This is a genomic window from Amaricoccus sp. B4 (genome assembly GCF_043226085.1).
Lineage (GTDB): Bacteria > Pseudomonadota > Alphaproteobacteria > Rhodobacterales > Rhodobacteraceae > Amaricoccus.
The window spans coordinates 2,883,015-2,902,663 of sequence record NZ_CP171225.1 but is presented as its reverse complement, the minus strand read 5'-3'; the positions used below and the strand labels follow the sequence as shown (position 1 = coordinate 2,902,663).

The window sequence follows — 19,649 nt, the reverse complement described above, 5'->3', positions numbered from 1 at the left end:
CCTTCTCAGCTTGCCCGCAGGATGCGGCCGTCGGCTCCGAAATGGATGCCGCATTCCACCTTGTCGGTGCCGCGCCAGCGGCCCGCGCGAGGATCCTCGCCCTCGGCGACGCGCGTGGTGCAGGGCGCGCAGCCGATCGACGGGTAGCCCTTGGCCACCAGCGGATGCCGCGGCAGATCGTGCGCGTCCATGTAGGCGCGCAGATCCTGCGCGTTCCAGTGCGCCAGCGGATTGACCCGCAGCCGCTCGCCATCGGCCTCGAACACCTCGAGCGCCTGGCGCGTCGAGGCCTGGAAGCGCTTGCGCCCCGAGATCACCACCGGCCAGCGCGCCAGCGCACGCTCGAGCGGCAGCACCTTGCGGAAATCGCAGCAGGCGTCCTGATCGCGCCGATGCAGATCGCCGTTCGGATCGATCCGGGCGGTGTCCGCCGGATCGGGGCGCAGATGCACGACATTGGTGAGACCCAGCGTCGCCGACAGCGTCTTCTGATATTCGAGCGTCTCCTCGAAGAGCATCAGCGTGTCGATGAGCAGGATCGGGATGTTCCGGTCGACCTTCGAGGCCATGTGGAGCAGCACCGCGGCTTCCGCCCCGAAGGAGGAAACCAGCGCCACCTCGTTGCCGAACTCGGCGAGCACGCCCGAGATCACGCCCTCGGGCGAGGCCCCGTCGAACGTCAGCCGCAGCGCGTCGATCGCGTCGAGCGGCCGGGAGTAGCTGAGATCCGCCGTATCAAGCCGCATTGGACCGGGCCTCCTGCGCGGGGTAGAGCGCGGCCTTGAACGGCGCCATCCCGACCCGGCGGAAGACCTCGAGGAAGGTCTCCTCCGTATCCTGGCGCTCGTCGAGATAGGCCTCGACCAGCCGCTCGATCGCCGGGACGACCTCGTCGGCCGAGAAGCCGGGGCCGGCGCGCTCGCCGATCGCCGCCGTCTCGGTGCCGTCGCCGCCGAGCGTGATCTGGTAGTTCTCCACCCCGGCGCGATCGAGGCCGAGGATGCCGATATGGCCGACATGGTGATGGCCGCAGGCATTGATGCAGCCCGAGATCTTGATCTTGAGCGGCCCGATGTCGCGCTGGCGGTCGAGATCGGCGAAGGCCGTCGCGATGTCCTGGGCGATCGGGATCGAGCGCGCGGTCGCGAGCGCGCAGTAATCCATGCCCGGGCAGGCGATGATGTCCGAGATCAGCCCGACGTTCGCGGTCGCAAGCCCCGCGTCCTTCAGGCGGGCATAGATCGCGGCGAGATGGCGGCGCGGCACATGCGGCAGGATGACGTTCTGCTCGTGGCTGATGCGCAGCTCGTCATGGGCGAACTCTTCGGCGAGATCGGCCATGACCCGCATCTGCGCGGAGGTCGCGTCGCCCGGCGTCTCGCCGATGCCCTTGAGCGAGATCGTGACGATCGCGTAATGCGGCAGCCGGTGCGCGGTGACATTGGTGTCGATCCAGGAGCGCAGGCCCGCGCTGACCGCCGGCACCACATCGGAAACCGGCTCGAACGCGGGCGCGGCGAAACCGGCCTCGATGCGGGCGAGCACATCGGGGTTCACGCCCGGGAAGACCGCGAGGTTCTCGGCGAACTTCGCCTCGACGCGCGCGCGGATCTCCTCGATGCCGGTCTCGTGGACGAGGATCTTGATGCGGGCCTTGTACTTGTTGTCGCGGCGGCCATCGAGGTTGTAGGTCTGCAGGATCGCCTCGAGATAGGGCAGCAGGTGCGCCTTCGGCAGGAAGTCGCGGATCACCTTGCCGATCATCGGCGTGCGGCCGAGACCGCCCCCCACCAGCACCTCGTAGCCCGGCTCGCCCGCCTCGTTGCGCACGATGCGGAGGCCGATGTCATGGGCCTTCACCACCGCGCGGTCGTTCTCCGCGCCGGTGACGGCGATCTTGAACTTGCGGCCGAGCCAGGTGAACTCGGGATGGTCGGTCGACCACTGGCGCAGCAGCTCGGCGGTGACGCGCGGGTCCTCGATCTCGTCGGCAGCAGCCCCGGCGAAATGGTCGGCGGTCACGTTGCGGATGCAGTTGCCCGAGGTCTGGATCGCGTGCATCTGCACGTCGGCCAGCGCGTCGAGCATGTCCGGCACGTCCTTCAGCTTCGGCCAGTTGAACTGGAGGTTCTGGCGCGTGGTGAAGTGGCCGTAGCCCCGGTCCCAGGTGTCGGCGATATAGGCGAACTGCCGCATCTGGCGCGAGGAGAGCGTGCCGTAGGGCACCGCGATCCGCAGCATGTAGGCGTGCAGCTGGAGATAGAGCCCGTTCATCAGGCGGAGCGGCTTGAACTCGTCTTCCGAGAGCGTGCCCTCGATACGGCGCTCGACCTGATCGCGGAACTCGGCGACCCGCTCGCGGACGAAGGCCTGGTCGAAATCGGTATACTGATACATCGTGATCCCTCTCAGGCCTGGGTCGCAGCGGCGCGCGCATGCTCGGGGCGGTTGCTCGGCCCCTTCAGACGGAATTCTTCGCGGAAATGAACCGGCACCGGCCGGCCTTCCGCATCGAGGGCCATGTCGGTGAGATAGACACCGACCACCTCGTTCGGGAATTTCGAGGCCCGCGCGAGCAGCGCATCGGCCTCTTCCCGGCTGCCCGCGGTCGCCGCTTCGGCAAGCACGCGCGTCCAGCCGCCCGCAGCGGTAAAATAGACGACATCGCCCTCGAGAAGATCGTTGCCGGTGGCAATCTGGGGTGCGAAAACCTTGGCCATCAGAATGCCCTCCTTGCCGCGAGGATCATGCCCATGCCCATCCCGCAGCCATCCATGCGCATCCGGGCCCGCAGCGTGCGAGGGCGAAAGCGAAGAGGGCTGGCGACGGTGGTCATGGCGATTCCTCGTTGGCTGAACCTCCCTTCAAGATAGGATATTGTTCCTATTTCCCTCAATATTGCGCTTCAAATAAGGTTACCGTTCGCGTATGCTGGATGATGTGAGAACGATATACCAGAAAACCGGAGCGCGCGAGAATGGCAGTCCCCCTTGACGATCTGGACCGGAAAATCCTCTCGCTTCTGCAACAGGACGCGAGCCTCTCTCTCGACGAAATCGCCCGCAGGCTCGGCGCTTCCAAGACCCCGGTCTGGAACCGGATCCGCAAGATGCGCGAGGCGGGCGTCATCCTCGGCGAGGTCGCGCTGCTCGACCCGGAAAAGCTCGGGCTGGAAAGCTGCTTCTTCGTGCTGATCCGCACCTCGGAGCACGACGCGGGCTGGCTCGACCGCTTCCTGCACGCGGTGCGCGCCCGGCCCGAGGTGCTCGAGGCGCACCGGCTCGCGGGCGACATCGACTATATCCTCAAGGTCCGCGTGCCCAATGCCCGCGCCTTCGACGCCTTCTACCAGGCGCTCATCAAGGAGGTGAGCATCTTCAACGTGACCTCGAGCCTCTCCATGGAGGAAATCAAGAACACCACCGCCCTGCCCCTGCCCTGAGCCGCCAGCGGGCCCCGGCCCGGCGGTGCGAAAATCACATGCAATGATTGAAATGTGTTGCGCGTGCCATTATAACAGTGCGGACCTGTTGAATGTTGCAGGTGCGCGGGCTGGCGGAACGCACACCGATCCCTCCCCTGCAACATGAAGGACCAGACGAGAATGAACATCATCGAGATCACGCCGAGCTACAGCGTCTCGCCGCAGATCACCGTCGCGGATGTCGCGACGATTGCGGAGCGCGGGTTCAACGCGATCATGTGCAACCGCCCGGACGGCGAATCCGCCGACCAGACCGACGTGGCGGAGATCCGGGCCGAGGCCGAACGCCTCGGGCTCGCCTTCGCCTTCGTGCCGGTGATCTCGGGCGGCATCCTTCCGGACAACGTCGCCGACTTCAAGGCGGCCCTCGCCGAGCTTCCGACGCCGGTCCTGGCCTACTGCCGCTCGGGCGGCCGCTGCCAGAACCTCTGGATGCTCGCGCGGAGCTGACAGCCATCCATCCATAGGGGCCCCATGCTGAAGAAATACCTGCCGATCCTCACATGGGGCCCGACCTACGGGCGCAGCGAGCTCACCTCCGACCTGATCGCCGCGGTGATCGTGACGATCATGCTCATCCCGCAGTCGCTCGCCTACGCGCTGCTCGCGGGCCTGCCGCCGGAAATGGGGCTCTACGCCTCGATGGCCCCGCTCGTCGCCTACGCCGTCTTCGGCACCGCGCGCGCGCTCGCCGTCGGCCCGGTGGCGGTCGCGAGCCTCATGACCGCCGCTGCGGTCGGCAAGCTCGCCCAGCAGGGCACCCCGGAATACATCGGCGCCGCCATCGCCCTCGCGCTCATCTCGGGCCTGCTGCTCATCGCGATGGGCGCGCTCCGCCTCGGCTTTCTCGCGAACTTCCTCAGCCACCCGGTGATCTCGGGCTTCATCACCGCCTCGGGCCTGCTCATCGCCATGAGCCAGCTCGGCCATATCCTCGGCATCAAGGCGGGCGGCGAGAACCTCTACGAGATGACGACCGCCCTCGTTGCCCGGCTCGGCGAGATCAACCCCTGGACCACGCTGATCGGCACCGGTGCCATCGCCTTTCTCTACTGGGCGCGGCTCCGGCTGAAGCGCGTGCTCATCGCCCGCGGCGTCGCACCCCGGATCGCCGATCTGGCCGCCAAGGTCGGCCCGGTCGCCGCCATCGTGGCCTCCACCGGCGCGGTCTGGGCCTTCGGCCTCGAGCAGAGCGGTGTGGCCATCGTCGGCGCCATCCCCAACGCCCTGCCCTCGCCGACCCTGCCACCGCTCGACCTCGAGCTCTGGGCGCAGATCGCGGTGCCCGCCCTCCTCATCTCCGTCGTCGGCTATGTCGAGACCATCTCGGTCGCCCAGACCTTCGCCGCCCGCAAGCGCCAGCGCATCGACCCCGACCAGGAGCTCATCGCGCTCGGCTTCTCCAATGTCGGGGCCTCGGTCTCGGGCGGCTTCCCCGTCACCGGCGGCTTCTCGCGCTCGGTGGTGAATTTCGACGCCGGCGCCGAAACCCCGGCCGCGGGCGCCTTCACCGCCGTCGGCATCGCCCTCGCCACCGTCTTCCTCACGCCCTTCCTCTACTACCTGCCCAAGGCGACGCTGGCGGCCACGATCATCGTCGCGGTACTCTCGCTGGTCGATTTCCGCACGCTCCGCCACACCTGGACCTATTCCAAGGCCGATTTCACCGCCATCGCCGCCACGATCCTGCTCACCCTGCTGCAGGGCGTCGAGGCCGGGCTGATCGCGGGCGTCGGCCTCTCCATCGCGCTGCACCTCTACCGCACCTCGCGGCCGCATGTCGCGATCATGGGCCAGGTTCCCGGCACCGAGCATTTCCGCAACATCAACCGCCACGACGTCGTCACCGACCCCGAGATCATCTCGATGCGCATCGACGAGAGCCTCTATTTCCCGAATGCGCGCTTCCTCGAGGATCAGGTCAACGCCGCCGTCGCCGCCAACCCGCAGGCGAAACACCTCATCCTCGTCTGCCCGGCGATCAACTCGATCGACGCCTCCGCCCTCGAAAGCCTCGAGGCGATCAACCACCGGCTCGCGGAAGGCGGCGTCACCTTCCACCTCTCCGAGGTCAAGGGCCCGGTCATGGACAAGCTCCAGCGCGTGCATTTCCTCGACGAGCTGACCGGCCAGGTCCACCTCACCCAGTTCGACGCCGTCGCCAGCATCAACCCCGAGCTCGCGCGGGCCACGCTCGCCGCGCGCCGTCTGCAACCGCGGCAACCCGCCGCCTGAAGGAGTTTTCCCGATGACCAAGAACATGGGCACCACCGACCGCGCGATCCGCTTCATCGTCGGCGCGCTTCTCATCGTGCTCGCCATGACCGGCACGATCGGCGCCTGGGGCTGGCTCGGCCTCATCCCGCTCGCCACCGCCTTCATCAGCTTCTGCCCCGCCTACCGCCTCCTCGGCATCAGCACCTGCAAGCTGAACTGATCCGCGGCCCTCACCGAACCCCAGAAACGCCGAAGGGCGGGGCCTTGCGGCCCCGCCCGTTCACATTTCACGATCTGCCGCATCAAGGCCCCCCGCGCACGGACCTGCCGACCTCCCCGGAAGCCCCCGCCGCCTCCAGCCGGATTTTCCGGGCGTCACCCCGCGTCCCGCGCCAGGCTGAGACTTCCGCCCCCTCAGAAATATGAAACGCCATGAAAAGACACACATGCCATGTCGCGCTCCTGGGCCTGCTCTGGACCGGAGCGGCCAATGCCCAGTCCGCCGAATGGATGATGGAGGATTGCGCCGTCGCCACACAGTCCTACTTCCAGGACTTCGCAGCAAAGACCGAGATGCAGGATCAGGGCCAGCGCACGGATGGCACCTATGCCATCAACGGGACGATCTCTCTGGAAACCCACAGCGACAACGTCCAGTGCTCCTATGCCCCGGATGGCCAGACGATGGTCGATTTCTTCGCCGAGGGGGCGTCACGTCCGGACTTCGCGCGAGGCGGCAAGAGCCCCTACATGCACTGAGCCGAACGGAGAGGTCCCGCCCGCAACGGGGCGGGACCACCCGGAGCCCGGAGCCTTCAGCGCATCGCGAAGAGCTCCTGATGGAAGCGCGTCCCGACCTTCAGGCCCTGGCCGGCGAAATCCGCGCGCAACGCCCGGCCGAAGCCCGCGGGCCCGCAGAACCAGACGCTCGCCTCGCGCCAGCCCGGCACCTCGCGGCGGATGCGCGCGCCGGTCAGCACCCCGTCCCGTGCGTCGATGAGGATATGCAGCGTCACCCCCGCCGCGGCGGCATCCGCCTTCAGCCGGTCGAGCGCGCCCTCGTCCACATCCGCGGTGCAGTGGAAGAGATGCACCTCCTTCTCCGCACCCTTGGGATCGCCCTGCGCCATTGCCTTCATCCGCGCGATGAAGGGCGTGATGCCGATGCCGCCGCCGACCCAGATCTGCACCGGGCAGGCGTCATCGAAGGTAAAGCAGCCGTAGGGCCCCTCGATGCGCACCTGCTGGCCCACATGGAGCTTCTCGGCCAGCCCGGTGGTGTGATCGCCGAGCTCCTTGGTCACGAAGCGGATCTCTGGCTCAGCCGGGTTCCAGGCCGAAGCGATGGTGTAGGGATGCGCGCCCTCGCGCCGATCGGTGACCGCAAAGGCGAACTGCCCCGGCCTGTGCCCCGGCCAGCCCGGCTGCATGGCGATCACGGTCTCGAGCGCACGAACGCCGGGAAAATTCACCAGCGAGGTGATCCTGCCCTCGACCCGCCGCCGGCGCCCGATCGCCCCGAAGATCGAGACGAGCGCCGCCCCGCTCCCGCCCGCCAGAAGCAGCGCCAGCAGAGCGCCCGCGGGCGTGAGCCAGATATCGAAATCGAAAAGCACCACCGCATGGAAGACCAGCACCAGATAGGCCACGGGGAAGAGCCGGTGGATCTGCTGGAACCAGCGATAGGGAATGCGGGTGACGAGGGCCACCACGATAAGCACCACGGCGCCGTAGAACGCCCATTCGCCCAGCCCTTCGGCCGTGTGGCGCAGGCCGAGGAACGCCGCCTCGACCGGATTCTCGACCGGCGGCCGCGGCGGGCGCGGCCCGCGCTGCATGAGCCCGATCCCGGTGCCCCATTTCGGCGCCTGGGTCCAGAACCAGTGGGTCACGGCCAGCACCAGCGCACCGATGCCGAACCACTTGTGCAGGCGATACATCTTGTCGAGCCCGCCCAGCGGCCGCTCCAGCAGGCGCGGCCGGAGCGCGAGGATCATCGCAAGGCTCATGCAGGCCATGGCGAGCAGCCCGGAGAGCTGCACCATGTTGTTGCGCAGAGCGAGAAAGGTCTCGGAGGAGAAAGGATCAGGGGTGGCGAGCCCCCAGAGCAGGGCGACGATCGCAAGCGCGCCCCAGAATGCCCGGATGATGTTCGTCATGATGGCCCCGTCCCTTCGCAACCAACCCTCGGCCCCCACCGGGACATCGTCCCGCGGGCCTCGAATCCTTCACGCACGGGCCCGCGATTTCCGGCGGCGTCAGGGTATAATTGTCGCGCCCTGGCCATCTGCCGCGAGGTTGGTCCACCGGGCCGAGCGGAGCCGAAAACGGCACCGCGCCGAGAACGATGTCCTCGAGCGCAATCACCGGCTCGCCACCGGCTTCAAGCAGGGACACGCGCCTGATTTCCGTCCCGTCTTCGCCCGCCATGCACGCCGTCCAAGCTGCCCCCAGCCACCGCCGCCCGCCCATCGGCATGGGAATTGATTCATGATATGTTAACCACGAAAATCAAATGATTTCAGTCTCAGAATCGAATTTTCACGGTGAAACGCCCCGTTTTCACCGGCGACCCACCCGGCTCAGGCTGCTACTCCATCCGCGCCCGGAAGAGGATCGCCGAAGCCGCAAGCGTGACCACCGCGATGAGCCCGAGCGGCCAGGTGTTGGCCAGAACGTCCCCCGGCGGCATGGCCTTGAGAAAGATCCCCTCGGACACGACAAGGAAATGCTTGGAGGGATTGCCCTGCGCCACGATCTGAAGCCAGCCCGGCATGTTGTCCACCGGGCTCGCATAGCCCGAGAGCAGGATCGCCGGGACAGCGACCAGAAACATGCCGAGAAACGCCTGCTGCTGGGTCTGCGCAATCGATGAGACGAGCATCCCCACCCCGACGAGCGCCAAGAGGTAGAAGAGAAGCGAGAGGTAAAGCAGCGGCACCGATCCGCGAAGCGGAACACCGAAGATCGCGGGGATGATGATGACATAGAGCGTTGCATCGAAAAACCCGACGAGGACCGGCGGAACCATCTTGCCCACCAGGATTTCGGGCACCCGGAGCGGCGAGACCATGAGCTGGTCAAAGGTGCCGAGCTCCCGCTCGCGGGCCACCGTCTGGGCGGTGAGCCCCAACCCGAGCACGGTCGTGATGACTACCAGCAGCCCCGGCATGGTGAACCAGAGATAGTCGAGATTGGGATTGAACCAGTGGGTCGTGATCGAGCTCGTAAGGCCCGTCCCGCTGCCAAGCTCGCCGCTGAGCCCCTCCGCGATGGCAAAGATGTAGCCCGAGACGATCTGGGCGGCATTTGACCGGCGCCCGTCGAGGATGAGCTGGACCTCTGCCGGCCGCCCCGCGGCGATGTCACCGCTGAAGCCCTGGCCGAAGACGACGACAGCGAGCACCTCCTGATTGTCGATGGCCCGCCGCATGGCCCCGGCGGAATGGATCGGCCGGATCTCGCGAAAGTTCGGACTCCCCGCGAGCCGCTCGGAGAACTCGCGGCTCCAGGCCCCGCCGTCTCGGTCGAAGATGCCGATATCGACGTTCTTGACCTCGAGGGTCGTGGCCAGGCCGAGCACCACGAGCTGGACGGTAGGGGGCACGATCAGGATGATGCGCGCCCGCGGATCGCGCAGGATGGCGAGAAGCTCCTTGACGATCATGGCGAAGAGGCGGCCGAGCATCAGTCAAGCCTCCGACGGGTCGCACGGATTGCGAGCAGGAAGAAGACCACGCCGAAGCCGAGGAGGATCAGGCTGTTTCGCAGATAGAGCCCCCAGAGGTCACCGACCATGAATACGGTCTGGAGCGATGGGATCAGATAGCGTGCCGGAACGAAATGGGTGATGATCTGGATCGGTTTCGGCATCGAGCCGATCTCGAAGACGAAGCCCGAGAGCACCATCGCCGGCAGGAAGGCGACGATGAGAGCAACCTGGCTCGCGACGAACTGGTTCTTCGAGAGCGCGGAAATGAGCAGCCCCTGCCCGAGCGCCGGAATGAGAAAAACCGAGGAGATGCCGAGGAATGCCGGGATCGAGCCGCGGAACGGCACGCCGAAGAGCGTGACGGCGAGAAGCGCGCAGAGTGCGGCAGAGCCAAGGCCGAGAACGAAATAGGGAATGACCTTGGTGGCAATGAGCTCGGCCATGCCGAGGGGCGTCGCCATCAGGGCCTCCATCGTGCCGCGCTCCCATTCCCGCGCGACGACGAGCGCGGTAAGAAGCGTGCCGATCATCGTCATCACGATGGCAATCGAACCGGGCACGAGGAAATACCGGCTGGCCAGCTCGGGATTGAACCAGAACCGTGGATTGACCGTGAGCGGCGGCGAAACCCGCAGCCCGTGTTCGCCCGCATATCCCTCGGCCCAGCTCGCCCGCACCCCCTCGGCATAGGCGGCGACGAAACTCGCGGTGTTGGGAAGCGATCCATCGGTGATGATCTGGATCTCGGCCCCGCCATCACGCCGGGCGAGATGAACACCGAAATCCTGCGGGATGACGATGATCCCGCGAATGCGGCCTGCGATCATATCATTCTCGAGATCGCCAAGCTCCCGGCTGCCATGGACGTCGAACCAAGGCGACTGTTCATAGGCAGAGGCCAGGCTGCGGGCAGCCGCGCTCGCATCCTGAAGCGCAAGGCCGATCTTCACATCGCGGGTATCGAGAGAGACGCCATAACCGAAGAGAAAGAGCAGGATCAGCGGCAGGACGAAGGCAATGAGAAACGTCGAGGGATCACGCAGGATCTGGAGCGTCTCCTTCACCAGCATGGCCCGGATGCGGCGAAGCCCTGGAGTCATGCCGCAGCCTCTCGCGCGCGATCAGAGGCCTCGATCAGGGCAATGAAGGCATCTTCAAGAGTCGGATCCTTCAGCTCGGACATCCGGGCCGCATCGTCCTTGAGACTGTCGGGCGTGCCGGTCGCGATCTGCTCTGAGCGATAGATGAGCGCGATCCGGTCGCAGTATTCCGCCTCGTCCATGAAATGTGTGGTGACGAGCACCGTCACACCCTTGCCCACCAGCCCATTGATATGGGTCCAAAACTCCCGCCGCACGATCGGATCGACCCCGGAGGTCGGTTCATCGAGAAAGAGCACCGGCGGCTCATGCATCACCGCACAGGCCAGCGCCAGTCGCTGCTTGTAGCCGAGCGGCATGAGACCCGCGTTTGTCGAGAGATAGCTGCCGAGTCGAAAGATATCGGTAACCCGCTCGATGGCGGCGCGACGTGCCTGACCGCGAAGCCCGTAGACTCCCGAAAAGAAGTCGAGATTCTGGCGGACACTGAGATCGCCATAGAGCGAAAATTTCTGCGCCATGTATCCGAGGGATTGCCGCGCCTCGGCCCGTGCCGTGCGAAGGTCATGGCCCGCAACACGGCCGCTACCCTCGCTCGGGGTGAGTAAACCGCAGAGCATCTTGAAAGTCGTGGACTTTCCCGCGCCATTGGGACCGAGCAGACCGAAGATCTGCCCGCGCGCCACCGAAAAGGAAATGTCATGCGCCGCGGTGAAATCGCCGAAGCGGCGGGTTAGCCCTTCCGCTGCGATGGCGGGAGCGTCGTTTTCGGGAATGTCACGATAATAAACCGCGAGCGCGCTTGTGCCCGGCGGGCCACCTCCGAGCCGGTCGACGAAGGCATCCTCGAACCGCGGCGGGACGGGACGGACCTCGAGAGGAATGTCCCGCCCCAACGCCTCGGCATCCGGGGGCTTCGCTTCCGGTGCCAGCACGAGCCGCAGAGACGCACCCTGGATCGTTCCGTCTGTCACATCGTCGCGATCCAGGGCGCGCTCGAGAAGCGCGCGCCGGGCACCCGCGCCGGCAAAGAGCCGGAAGGTCCTGCCCCGCACCGTGTCGGTGAGATCGGCAGGCGGTCCCGAATGCAGGAGCTTTCCCTCATGCAACAGGTGGACGGTGTCGCAGCGCTCGGCCTCGTCGAGATAGGCTGTCGACCAGAGCACCCCGATGCCGGAGCTCGCGAGCTCAGCCACCATCGCCCAGAGTTCGCGGCGTGACACCGGATCGACCCCGACGCCGGGCTCATCGAGAAGCAGGAGTTTCGGCGCACGCACCATGGCACAGGCCAGCCCGAGCTTCTGCTTCATCCCCCCCGAGAGCCGGCCCGCGAGCCTTGGCTTGAACCGGGCAAGATCGGTAAAGTCGAGAAGTTCGGCAAGGCGCGCATCAAGCTCGGCTAGAGGCAGCCCGCGAAGCTCCGCATGGAGGGTGAGATTCTCGATCACGCTCAGATCTTCATAGAGACCGAAGCGTTGCGGCATGTAGCCAAGTGCGGCGCGATCCGAGCGAGTGGCCGGCGCACCGAGTACCTCAACACGTCCTTGATCCGGATCGAGCAGGCCAGCGAGAAGACGGATCAGAGTGGTCTTGCCAGCACCGTCGGGACCGACAAGACCCGTCATCCGGCCCGGCAAAATATCCAAGCTCACGCCGTCGAGCGCGGTGACCGCCGGTCTGGCGAAACGTCGGATGACACCTTCGAGACGAGCCAGTGCTGCAGTCATGGCGCATTTGCTGCGAGACGCACCGTAACTGGCTGCCCTTGGCGCAGCATGTCGTCGGGATCCTCTACGGTGATGCGTAGGCGGTAGACGAGATCCGTGCGCATCGTCTCGGTCTGGACGGTCTTAGGCGTGAATTCCGCGGTGGCGGAGATGAAGCCAATAGTCCCGTGATAGGCTTCGGCCCGGCTATCGGTGTTGATCTCCACAGACATTCCAGGCGCCACACGGCCGAGATCCGGCTCCGCTACATAGGCTCGCACCCGGACCGGCCGGTCGATGGCAAGCGTAAGAACAGTGCCGCCCGCCGGCACGATAGCTCCGGGCTCCTGCGCACGGGTAAGGATCGTCCCCGCCGCAGGAGCGACGAGGACAGCGTCGTCATAATCGGTCCGCGCCCGGTCACGCTGCGCAATTGCTGCAGCATAGGTCGCGGCAGCGGCCGCAATATCTTCGGGCCGAGCGCCTTCGCGCATCAGAGAAACCGCTTCTTCTGCCGCCGTAACCTGGGCTTCGGCCGCGCGGAACTGCGCCTCGCTCACATCGAAGGTCGACTGGCTTATCGTGCGCGAGTTAAGCAGGCGGGTCTGGCGCTCGTAATCGACCCGAGCCTCTGCGAGAGCGGCCCGGCGTTCGGCGAGGGCAGCTTCGGCTTGGGCGATGTCCTGCGGCCGGTTGCCGTTCCGAAGCTTCTCGAGTTCGGCTTGAGCAGCGTCGGCCTTGGCCTGTGTGGAATCGAGCGAAGTCCGGAGAGGGGTGGCCTCAAGACGCGCAAGTGTTTCGCCCTTCGGCACGCTGGCCCCCTCTTCGACTGGAATCGCTGTGATGCGGCCTCCAACGCGGAAACCAAGATCAACGGTGCGAATATCGACATTGCCGTAAAGCTCGAATTCCTCGGCGCTCCCGTCTCCCCAGATGCCGAGTCCCCGAGTTCCCATCGCGGCGATGACGAGCAAGGCAAGGAGAGCTAACGGAATCAGAAGCTTTTTCATCGGCGTTCGCCCTCCAGCAAGATCGCACGGAAGTTTTCGCGGATCACGTTGCGCAGTATATCAGCCTTCTGCGGGCCAATCTCGTCCCAGCCTGTTACCCGCCGCGCGGTCTGGCATGCCGGCGCTCGCCCACCCAGTGGGCTGTCACGACATGAGGCGCGCCTCCCGCCTGACGCTACCATTTTTTTGGCCGTGTCATCCTTCAGCACCGCGTTGTTCAAGATCGCCTCCGCCAGAAGCTTCTTCAACTTGGCGTTCTCGTCCTCGGGTGCCTTCAACCGCCGGGCGTCTGCAACCGCCAGCCTGCCGTTGCGCGCCTTGAACTTGTAGAGGGTCGCCGAGCCCACAACGCGCTTCCGGCATAAATCGGCCGTCGACATCCCGGCCCCCTGCCCCTTCAGCATCCCGACGATCTGCTCTTCCGTGAACCTCGATCGCTTCATGTCCGTCTCCTCGAATGGATCGGACTCTGCCTCAAGCTCGAGGAGGATACGGGACTCAGGTCACTAGCCATATTTTACAGATCGGCTCGCTTGATAGTAAGAGAGGCATAAGGGCCAGGGCCGAAGCGCTCTGAGATCTGGGCGATCTCGACGGAGAAGTCGTCATGTGTACCGTCTTTATTCTGATCTTGTCGCGTGTAGATCACTTGGCTTCTGGCAGGGAAATATTCGCGCACCAACTCCCCAGAACTCAGAATGCGAACATGGTAGATCTCCGCCCCTTCTCCAAGCGGAACATCAGCTCCTTGCCAACTGTCACCATCGATGCGTGTACGCCGAACCCAACTCAAAGCAATGGCGCCACCCTCAACAAGTTCGGCCTCAACGTGTACTGGCCGATATGGTCGCCATCCGACCCCCTCGGCGGTAAAGCGCATTTGAAGAAAGACCTTTGAATCGTAAGACTTTCTCGCCGGCCCAATGCGATAGTGGCGCTCAAGACCAACGGCTGAGCGCGGCATATCGATCTGCTGCACTGCGTTATCCAGCAAAATGAAGTCAGTCCCGGCGGGCCAAGGGGTTGTCGCCAAGAAATCGGTCCCCGCCTGCCCTCTCAGCAAACTTGAAAGTCTGAAGCAACCATCCGGGCCTAGCTCCGCGTTGCCGAACTGGATGACTTCCCAGTCACCAGTTGGTCCACTGCGTAGCGCCGCCGCATTAGCCCCATTTAGAACATCTTTGTATTCTCGGCTCTGGAGCACACCAGATGCAAGCAGGACCCTGAATGCTCCATGGAACCAGCGACCACATGGGCCCGCCGGAACTGGATCGATGGTTTGACCCATTACTGCAGGCCGTGACATGTCGAGGCTCAATGAATAGTCGTAGTCGCTAGCGCTCGAATAGACCGCAACGGTGCCGGCCCAAGGCTTCTTCGCAACAGCAACATAAGGCGCATATGCGACCTCATCTCCTCGCAGAATCGGTAGATCCAGGAGCTCCGCATGAACTGGGGTTGCTGCGTTTAGTGCTCTGAGTTCCCTCCTGTCGATCTGATTGACTGCTATTTCATAGAGCCTAGGCTCCACACGTGTTGCGTTGATAATACGATGGCCCATTTCATCGACGCGGTCGATCCGATACAGATCTAGACTGCCCTCGCTGCGCAATGCCAGCGTATCCCCTGGGACGAGGTCGAGCGACGACGGCGGCAGTGCAAGATTGAGCGTATCCATAGCCACCAGACTTTCGGAAAGCCAGCGCTCGGCAATCGATTTTGCCATCCCCTCACCTAGCACGATCGAACAGTTTGTCTGGGAAACCCGCGAGCTCCCTTGTCCATCGGCAACAGCCTCGGTCGCACCTGCCGCATAGTCGCTGTCATCACGAACAAACCCAAAGGTCACGCGACTTGGGGTTTCGGACCGAGGTGCGCGGGTCTTTAGGAGCACTGGGTCCGAGCCAGTCACGACACAATCATCAGCGCAGATTTCACGCGATCGAGCTTCGCCGCGGCTCGTGAAAACAAGTTTCCCATTGCCAGTGAAACTGTCGAAAGCATGTGTCAACATCAGAGGTTGCAGGCTCTGGCGTGCTGTTTCGATCGAAGTGATAGCAATCCCCGTTACCGTGCCGTTGAGTTCATCGACATCGATATCAGCGGCGGAGAGCCCCGATCTTTGACACGTCTCGGCGACGACTTCAGCAAGTGAGCAAAGCGCAGCGCGCCCGTTAAGCCAGTGACCGAGATGGTAGTTGCCTCCATCAATCCAGGTATCCATGCGTGCTGGGAAATCCGGCCAGGGTCGCGCATCCCAGGCCCAGACATACGCATTGTCCATATCGACCATTGGTCCACCATAAAGGTCAGATATCGGATTATTGGTCTTATCCCCCCAATGTCTAAATGTAGCTTGCAGATAACGGCGTTGGATAAATTCGTCCTGCACGCCACTCGAGAAATAGGGAAGCATGCTTTCGGACGATTTCGGATCATGAAATACGTTTGGCTGGTTGGTACCCTTGTCTACAGCTGGGCATCCAAGCTCGGTAAACCAGATTGGTTTCGAGCGCGGCATCCAAGAGGTCGGGGCCTCTGACCTTGCACCCCCGATACGATTGAAGTGCGGATTGGACCACCAATTGACGAGGTCCTTGTAGCGAAAGATCCAATGCTCGCCATAAGCCGTGTCTTTGATCGGCCGCCTGTCCTGGGTTTCCCGAGCTCTTTCGTCTGCATAGTACCAGTCGTAGCCTTCGCCACCGGCCACATTTCCGCCGAGATAGTCCAGATTGTAGATCGAGCCGTAGTCGGCATCTGCATGCTGACCGCCGTCGCGCCAATCTGATAGCGGCATGTAGTTGTCGATCCCAATGAAATCGATGTCGTCATGCGACCAGAGAGGATCCAGATGAAACAGAACTTCTCCACTCCCGTCGCCAACTTGATGCCCGAAGTACTCTGACCAGTCCGCGGCATAGCCAATTTTTGTGGCCTTCCCGAGGATGGCACGCACATCCGTTGCCAGACGACGCAGCGCCCGAACTGCGGGAAAGGATGCTTCACCGTCCCGGATCTGCGTAAGCGAACGCAATTCGGATCCGATACAGAAGGCATCGACGCCTCCTGCAGCCGCACAGAGATGCGCATAGTGGAGCACGAAACGACGATAGCTCCAGCCATCCGAACCGCGATAGACTGGACGTTCGCCATCGAACACAAACTCATCGGCAGTCGCAGTCCCAAAGAACTTCTGCACTTCGTCCGCGGCCCGTGCCGACTGATCGGGAGACCCCGGACGTCCTGGGGCCTCGGAGAGTGTGATGCGACCGCGCCAGGGAATGGCTGGCTGGCGCAGATTACCTGTCCAAGGATCTCTCAAGCCGTTCTCGGCAAGAATATCCATCAGAATAAATGGATAGAACAACACGCGCTGGCCCGCGTTCCGAATACGGCGAATTGCCTGTATCACGCTTTCGTCAGCCGGGGTTCCGCCGAATACCGGTCTGTCGTCAACGCGCCCAACCATGCGGGCTGATGCCCGAGACAGACCTGCAACCCGCCAAGGCATAGGTTCACCATCTTCCAGCTTCTGCTCTACGGCGGGAAAGATCTCACAATGATCGCATCGAAGATCGCTACCGAACCAGCTGACGACAAGCGAAATCGCTTTCGCGTTCGGCAGCTCGGCCTTCAGCTGATCCAGCGAAGCCAGAATGTCTGGAATACCTCTGTCATTATGGACATTGGCGACGTCGAAGATGCCCTTGTTACGCACGAACATCACTTGCTCCGTCGCGAGTGCGTACTCTCCGGTTCCTGGGACGAGAGCGACACCCTTCACATCGAGCGCCGGCGAACGTGTTGGCAGATCCTGACTGATATTGGATCGACGAAAGACCTCGAAGTTGAACTGCGGAATTCGGTTTCCAAACTGCGTCAGTTGAAGATTTTCAAATACGACATAGGCCAATCCCCGATAGGCTGGCGTCGCATCGAGTCCCTCAATGGCAGCAATAGCTGGATCAGGAAGCTGATCTTCCGTGCCGCGATAGACCCTCAAAGTGACATCAGTCTGATCAAGCGGCTGACCGTCAGCCCAGATACGACCAATGCGCAGTATCTCTCCTTCGCACAGAGCAAGCGCAATGCTGATCGAATAGCTGTATTCCCTGAGCGTTCCGCTGCCCCCTTTACCGCCGACACTTTCCTCGTTCACGGCTTCCAGAAACCGGCTCGACCAGATGAGTTGCCCTGCGACACGCATGCGCCCGAAGACACGCGGTATGACGGCACCTTCGCTCGCGCCCATGATCCGGAATTGATCAACGTGTCCCGTTTCGACGGTCGCAGCGCCTTGGCCCAGAATTGTCTGATCAATCGAATTCCCGATGATTGCACCGGCCGCCTTGCCCAATGCCATCGCGGAAACTCCAGCAAGCGATCCACCAATGGATCCCCCAAGCGCGGCACCTGCGGCAGACAAGACAAGCGTTGCCATCAAAAACTCCTGTCTGGAAATCGGAAAATGCCGGCGATGCGCTCGGACCAAGTCGGAGTCAGAGGCGACTCGACCACCCCATGACCCGAATAGGCATGTATCAGCGTTTCATAGCCTTCGTCGGATCTAGCAAGAATGCCGATGTGCTTCGCGACACCGCCGTCCTTCATACGCATGACCACGACATCGCCGACGAGAGCACCACCAGATGGGACTCGTGTCATATTGCGCGCAGCAGCAGCGAGAAGCTCCTCCTCGCCACCCACGTCAGACCAGTCCGGCGTGTAAAACGGCACGGCTTCCGGCTCGGGGCCGATCGCCTCCCGCCACAACCCTCGAAGCAAGCCTAGGCAATCGGTGCCAACCCCCCTGCAGCTCGCCTGATGCCGATAAGGTGTTCCCAACCACTGCCGTGCAAGCGCAACGATACGTTCACCTTTGACACACGGCTCCTCATCTGAGTCTTGACCCATCATGCACCTCACCTGCCTTCGGATATGCGGCAACCCAATCTTCGCCAGGAATGTGCGGAAAACCTCCGAAATTGAGCAGATTTCCGAACTTCCGACGGCACGTCGAAGCCTGTTTGTCGCAGCCGGCAACGACACTGAAACGATCACCGACCAAGGGCAGGTCTGTCGGTGCAATCCAGAGATCAAGTTCACGCATGCCATCGGCCCGCAAGCGATCCGCCCGGACGATGGAGGTCGTTCCCGCATTGGGCCCAGAAAGCCAGTCGATCTGACCATGCGCAAACCAGTTGGACACGGCGGCACCCAACCCGCCACATATAATTCGCGCATCGGTCGTATCTGCTGCGATCTCACCAGTCGCCATGTAGCCGGACGTATTCACATCGAAGCCGCACCTTGCATCACCCAGAACGCAGTCACAGCTGCGAAGGATAGACCGTCCCACCGGCATATTGAGCTCTTCGGCTAGCCCTCGCAGCTCAACCTCGAAAGTCCCATCCGAACGCCGAATTTCCCCAAGAGTGCCCCGAAAAAGCAGGACTCTCAGCTCGGGTCGCTGCCAGTCCACCAGCCAATGAAATATCTCGGCGCGATCGAAGCGCCCCCGCCGGATGTCTTCTTCCCGTATTGTTGAGGCCGAGAGCGCCCCAACTGCTTGGCAGTTGTCGACGCTCAAACCGTTTGACATCTGCAAGGCATTGGCATCGAGCCCACTGCTCGCCTGGAACTTCAAACCGTCGAATGTCAGGTCGGCGTCATGGTCCGTGAAGCCCAGGACCACACCATCTCGCCGCGATATCTTCCAGCATCGGCAGAGAGTAGTTGTCCCGCTCACCAGTCGCGCATGAAGTTCCGATGGAATGTCCCGCATCAGACGCGCACCTCCATAATCGGAATTGATGGAATTTCGCCTGCAGCGAATCCCGCAAGACTGGTCGTGATCCGATCTGTGTCAAAGCGCACCGGCACGTCATATTCGAACCCGGCCGTGATGATCGCACCTTCAGCCGGAGCCTCCAGAAAGGTCATTTCCCCTCTGGTGTCATCGAGCACGAAACCAGAACCGGCAGAAACAGGTTTGCCGCCGACCGCAACAATCACGGATGCGCCGACCGGCTTCACAATTGGGCGTGTGTAAATATTCCCCGCGGAAGAGTAGCTTTTTACGAGCGAGAAGACCGTCCTTCCGCCATCGCCTATGCCGAGCTTCTGATCGAACATATCGATGCGCGCGGAAGGGCGGCAAGACTTGAAATCTGTCCAGTCCTTCCACCGGAAACCATAGAGTTGGCCGTGCCGTGCTTCAAAGAAGGCAATAACTTCAGTAAGATCATCGAGAGATCGAACACCCAGACCCGCATCATAGCGCCGCCGCGAATGCGCCCAGGGAGAGTTGCGTTCTTCGAACCCGTTGCTGAGCGTCACAATCTCGGTTCGCCGCTCAGGTCCGCCAGTCGAACCGATGGAAAGGTTCGCAGGAAATCGCACTTCATGAAAGCTCAT

17 protein-coding genes and 1 pseudogene are annotated in these 19,649 nt (G+C 63.2%); 5 read left to right on the top strand and 13 right to left on the bottom strand.

Annotated features, from left to right (window positions below):
• Window positions 1–5: 5 nt before the first annotated feature.
• The 3 genes from ACF66B_RS13995 to ACF66B_RS13985 are packed head-to-tail and all read right to left on the bottom strand — an operon-like array spanning window position 6 to window position 2,720.
• Entirely contained in the window at window positions 6–746 is a 741-nt protein-coding gene (locus tag ACF66B_RS13995) for a phosphoadenylyl-sulfate reductase (RefSeq protein ID WP_111429085.1), read from the bottom strand.
• Window positions 736–2,397, bottom strand: a complete 1,662-nt coding sequence (locus tag ACF66B_RS13990; RefSeq protein WP_111429086.1) for a nitrite/sulfite reductase — start codon at window positions 2,395–2,397, stop codon at window positions 736–738. The genes ACF66B_RS13995 and ACF66B_RS13990 overlap by 11 nt, the downstream gene beginning before the upstream one ends.
• Before the next feature lie 11 nt (window positions 2,398–2,408).
• Window positions 2,409–2,720 carry a DUF2849 domain-containing protein gene (locus ACF66B_RS13985; RefSeq protein ID WP_111429087.1) on the bottom strand — a complete coding sequence of 104 codons (312 nt, stop codon included), beginning with the start codon at window positions 2,718–2,720 and terminating at the stop codon, window positions 2,409–2,411.
• A gap of 257 nt (window positions 2,721–2,977) precedes the next feature.
• On the opposite strand from ACF66B_RS13985, the gene ACF66B_RS13980 reads away from it, so the two are divergent.
• The 5 genes from ACF66B_RS13980 (at window position 2,978) to ACF66B_RS13960 (ending at window position 6,460) form a co-directional block, all read left to right on the top strand.
• Window positions 2,978–3,442: an Lrp/AsnC family transcriptional regulator gene (locus ACF66B_RS13980; RefSeq protein WP_111429088.1), complete on the top strand. Its 465-nt coding sequence runs from the start codon at window positions 2,978–2,980 to the stop codon at window positions 3,440–3,442.
• A 162-nt stretch (window positions 3,443–3,604) separates the two neighbouring features.
• A complete protein-coding gene (locus tag ACF66B_RS13975) occupies window positions 3,605–3,934 on the top strand; it encodes a TIGR01244 family sulfur transferase (RefSeq protein WP_111429089.1) in 330 nt (109 codons plus the stop codon).
• Between the two features lie 24 nt (window positions 3,935–3,958).
• Window positions 3,959–5,719: a sulfate permease gene (locus ACF66B_RS13970; protein ID WP_111429090.1), complete on the top strand. Its 1,761-nt coding sequence runs from the start codon at window positions 3,959–3,961 to the stop codon at window positions 5,717–5,719.
• Between the two features lie 13 nt (window positions 5,720–5,732).
• On the top strand, window positions 5,733–5,921 hold the full coding sequence (locus ACF66B_RS13965) for a DUF2892 domain-containing protein (protein WP_111429091.1): 189 nt from the start codon (window positions 5,733–5,735) through the stop codon (window positions 5,919–5,921).
• 212 nt (window positions 5,922–6,133) lie between these two features.
• Window positions 6,134–6,460, top strand: a complete 327-nt coding sequence (locus tag ACF66B_RS13960) for a hypothetical protein (protein WP_111429092.1) — start codon at window positions 6,134–6,136, stop codon at window positions 6,458–6,460.
• Window positions 6,461–6,516: 56 nt separating this feature from the next.
• Here the strand turns inward: ACF66B_RS13960 and ACF66B_RS13955 are convergent, their stop codons facing one another.
• The 10 genes and pseudogenes from ACF66B_RS13955 to ACF66B_RS13910 form a co-directional block, all read right to left on the bottom strand.
• Window positions 6,517–7,860: a ferric reductase-like transmembrane domain-containing protein gene (locus ACF66B_RS13955; protein ID WP_111429093.1), complete on the bottom strand. Its 1,344-nt coding sequence runs from the start codon at window positions 7,858–7,860 to the stop codon at window positions 6,517–6,519.
• Between the two features lie 431 nt (window positions 7,861–8,291).
• Window positions 8,292–9,389 (bottom strand): ABC transporter permease, encoded by a 1,098-nt coding sequence (locus ACF66B_RS13950; RefSeq protein WP_111429094.1) that lies wholly within the window; start codon window positions 9,387–9,389, stop codon window positions 8,292–8,294.
• Window positions 9,389–10,513 (bottom strand): ABC transporter permease, encoded by a 1,125-nt coding sequence (locus ACF66B_RS13945; protein ID WP_111429095.1) that lies wholly within the window; start codon window positions 10,511–10,513, stop codon window positions 9,389–9,391. The genes ACF66B_RS13950 and ACF66B_RS13945 overlap by 1 nt, the downstream gene beginning before the upstream one ends.
• Entirely contained in the window at window positions 10,510–12,240 is a 1,731-nt protein-coding gene (locus ACF66B_RS13940; RefSeq protein WP_111429096.1) for an ATP-binding cassette domain-containing protein, read from the bottom strand. Before ACF66B_RS13940 ends, ACF66B_RS13945 begins: the two co-directional genes overlap by 4 nt.
• Window positions 12,237–13,229, bottom strand: a complete 993-nt coding sequence (gene hlyD / locus ACF66B_RS13935) for a secretion protein HlyD (protein WP_111429097.1) — start codon at window positions 13,227–13,229, stop codon at window positions 12,237–12,239. The genes ACF66B_RS13940 and hlyD overlap by 4 nt, the downstream gene beginning before the upstream one ends.
• Window positions 13,230–13,387: 158 nt before the next feature.
• Window positions 13,388–13,672 (bottom strand): annotated as a pseudogene (locus ACF66B_RS13930) (transposase); the annotation flags it as partial.
• 74 nt (window positions 13,673–13,746) lie between these two features.
• The gene (locus ACF66B_RS13925; protein WP_111429099.1) at window positions 13,747–17,673 is read right to left on the bottom strand and encodes a glycoside hydrolase TIM-barrel-like domain-containing protein; all 3,927 of its coding nucleotides are present in this window, start codon (window positions 17,671–17,673) and stop codon (window positions 13,747–13,749) included.
• Window positions 17,673–18,149, bottom strand: coding sequence for an NlpC/P60 family protein (locus ACF66B_RS13920; protein ID WP_392662976.1), 477 nt, complete (start codon window positions 18,147–18,149; stop codon window positions 17,673–17,675). The genes ACF66B_RS13925 and ACF66B_RS13920 overlap by 1 nt, the downstream gene beginning before the upstream one ends.
• The gene (locus ACF66B_RS13915; protein WP_111429101.1) at window positions 18,127–19,017 is read right to left on the bottom strand and encodes a DUF2163 domain-containing protein; all 891 of its coding nucleotides are present in this window, start codon (window positions 19,015–19,017) and stop codon (window positions 18,127–18,129) included. The genes ACF66B_RS13920 and ACF66B_RS13915 overlap by 23 nt, the downstream gene beginning before the upstream one ends.
• Window positions 19,017–19,649 (bottom strand): DUF2460 domain-containing protein, encoded by a 633-nt coding sequence (locus ACF66B_RS13910; RefSeq protein WP_111429102.1) that lies wholly within the window; start codon window positions 19,647–19,649, stop codon window positions 19,017–19,019. The genes ACF66B_RS13915 and ACF66B_RS13910 overlap by 1 nt, the downstream gene beginning before the upstream one ends.

What these genes read in the sequence shown, in the direction of transcription:
- ACF66B_RS13980 (WP_111429088.1), top strand. Translation starts at nt 2,978, where the DNA reads ATGGCAGTCCCCCTTGACGATCTGGACCGGAAAATCCTCTCGCTTCTG.
- ACF66B_RS13960 (WP_111429092.1), top strand. Translation starts at nt 6,134, where the DNA reads ATGAAAAGACACACATGCCATGTCGCGCTCCTGGGCCTGCTCTGGACC.
- ACF66B_RS13915 (WP_111429101.1), bottom strand. Translation starts at nt 19,017, where the DNA reads ATGCGGGACATTCCATCGGAACTTCATGCGCGACTGGTGAGCGGGACA.
- ACF66B_RS13940 (WP_111429096.1), bottom strand. Translation starts at nt 12,240, where the DNA reads ATGACTGCAGCACTGGCTCGTCTCGAAGGTGTCATCCGACGTTTCGCC.
- hlyD (WP_111429097.1), bottom strand. Translation starts at nt 13,229, where the DNA reads ATGAAAAAGCTTCTGATTCCGTTAGCTCTCCTTGCCTTGCTCGTCATC.
- ACF66B_RS13945 (WP_111429095.1), bottom strand. Translation starts at nt 10,513, where the DNA reads ATGACTCCAGGGCTTCGCCGCATCCGGGCCATGCTGGTGAAGGAGACG.
- ACF66B_RS13985 (WP_111429087.1), bottom strand. Translation starts at nt 2,720, where the DNA reads ATGGCCAAGGTTTTCGCACCCCAGATTGCCACCGGCAACGATCTTCTC.
- ACF66B_RS13910 (WP_111429102.1), bottom strand. Translation starts at nt 19,649, where the DNA reads ATGAGCTTTCATGAAGTGCGATTTCCTGCGAACCTTTCCATCGGTTCG.
- ACF66B_RS13970 (WP_111429090.1), top strand. Translation starts at nt 3,959, where the DNA reads ATGCTGAAGAAATACCTGCCGATCCTCACATGGGGCCCGACCTACGGG.
- ACF66B_RS13995 (WP_111429085.1), bottom strand. Translation starts at nt 746, where the DNA reads ATGCGGCTTGATACGGCGGATCTCAGCTACTCCCGGCCGCTCGACGCG.
- ACF66B_RS13965 (WP_111429091.1), top strand. Translation starts at nt 5,733, where the DNA reads ATGACCAAGAACATGGGCACCACCGACCGCGCGATCCGCTTCATCGTC.
- ACF66B_RS13950 (WP_111429094.1), bottom strand. Translation starts at nt 9,389, where the DNA reads ATGCTCGGCCGCCTCTTCGCCATGATCGTCAAGGAGCTTCTCGCCATC.
- ACF66B_RS13925 (WP_111429099.1), bottom strand. Translation starts at nt 17,673, where the DNA reads ATGGCAACGCTTGTCTTGTCTGCCGCAGGTGCCGCGCTTGGGGGATCC.
- ACF66B_RS13975 (WP_111429089.1), top strand. Translation starts at nt 3,605, where the DNA reads ATGAACATCATCGAGATCACGCCGAGCTACAGCGTCTCGCCGCAGATC.
- ACF66B_RS13990 (WP_111429086.1), bottom strand. Translation starts at nt 2,397, where the DNA reads ATGTATCAGTATACCGATTTCGACCAGGCCTTCGTCCGCGAGCGGGTC.
- ACF66B_RS13920 (WP_392662976.1), bottom strand. Translation starts at nt 18,149, where the DNA reads ATGATGGGTCAAGACTCAGATGAGGAGCCGTGTGTCAAAGGTGAACGT.
- ACF66B_RS13955 (WP_111429093.1), bottom strand. Translation starts at nt 7,860, where the DNA reads ATGACGAACATCATCCGGGCATTCTGGGGCGCGCTTGCGATCGTCGCC.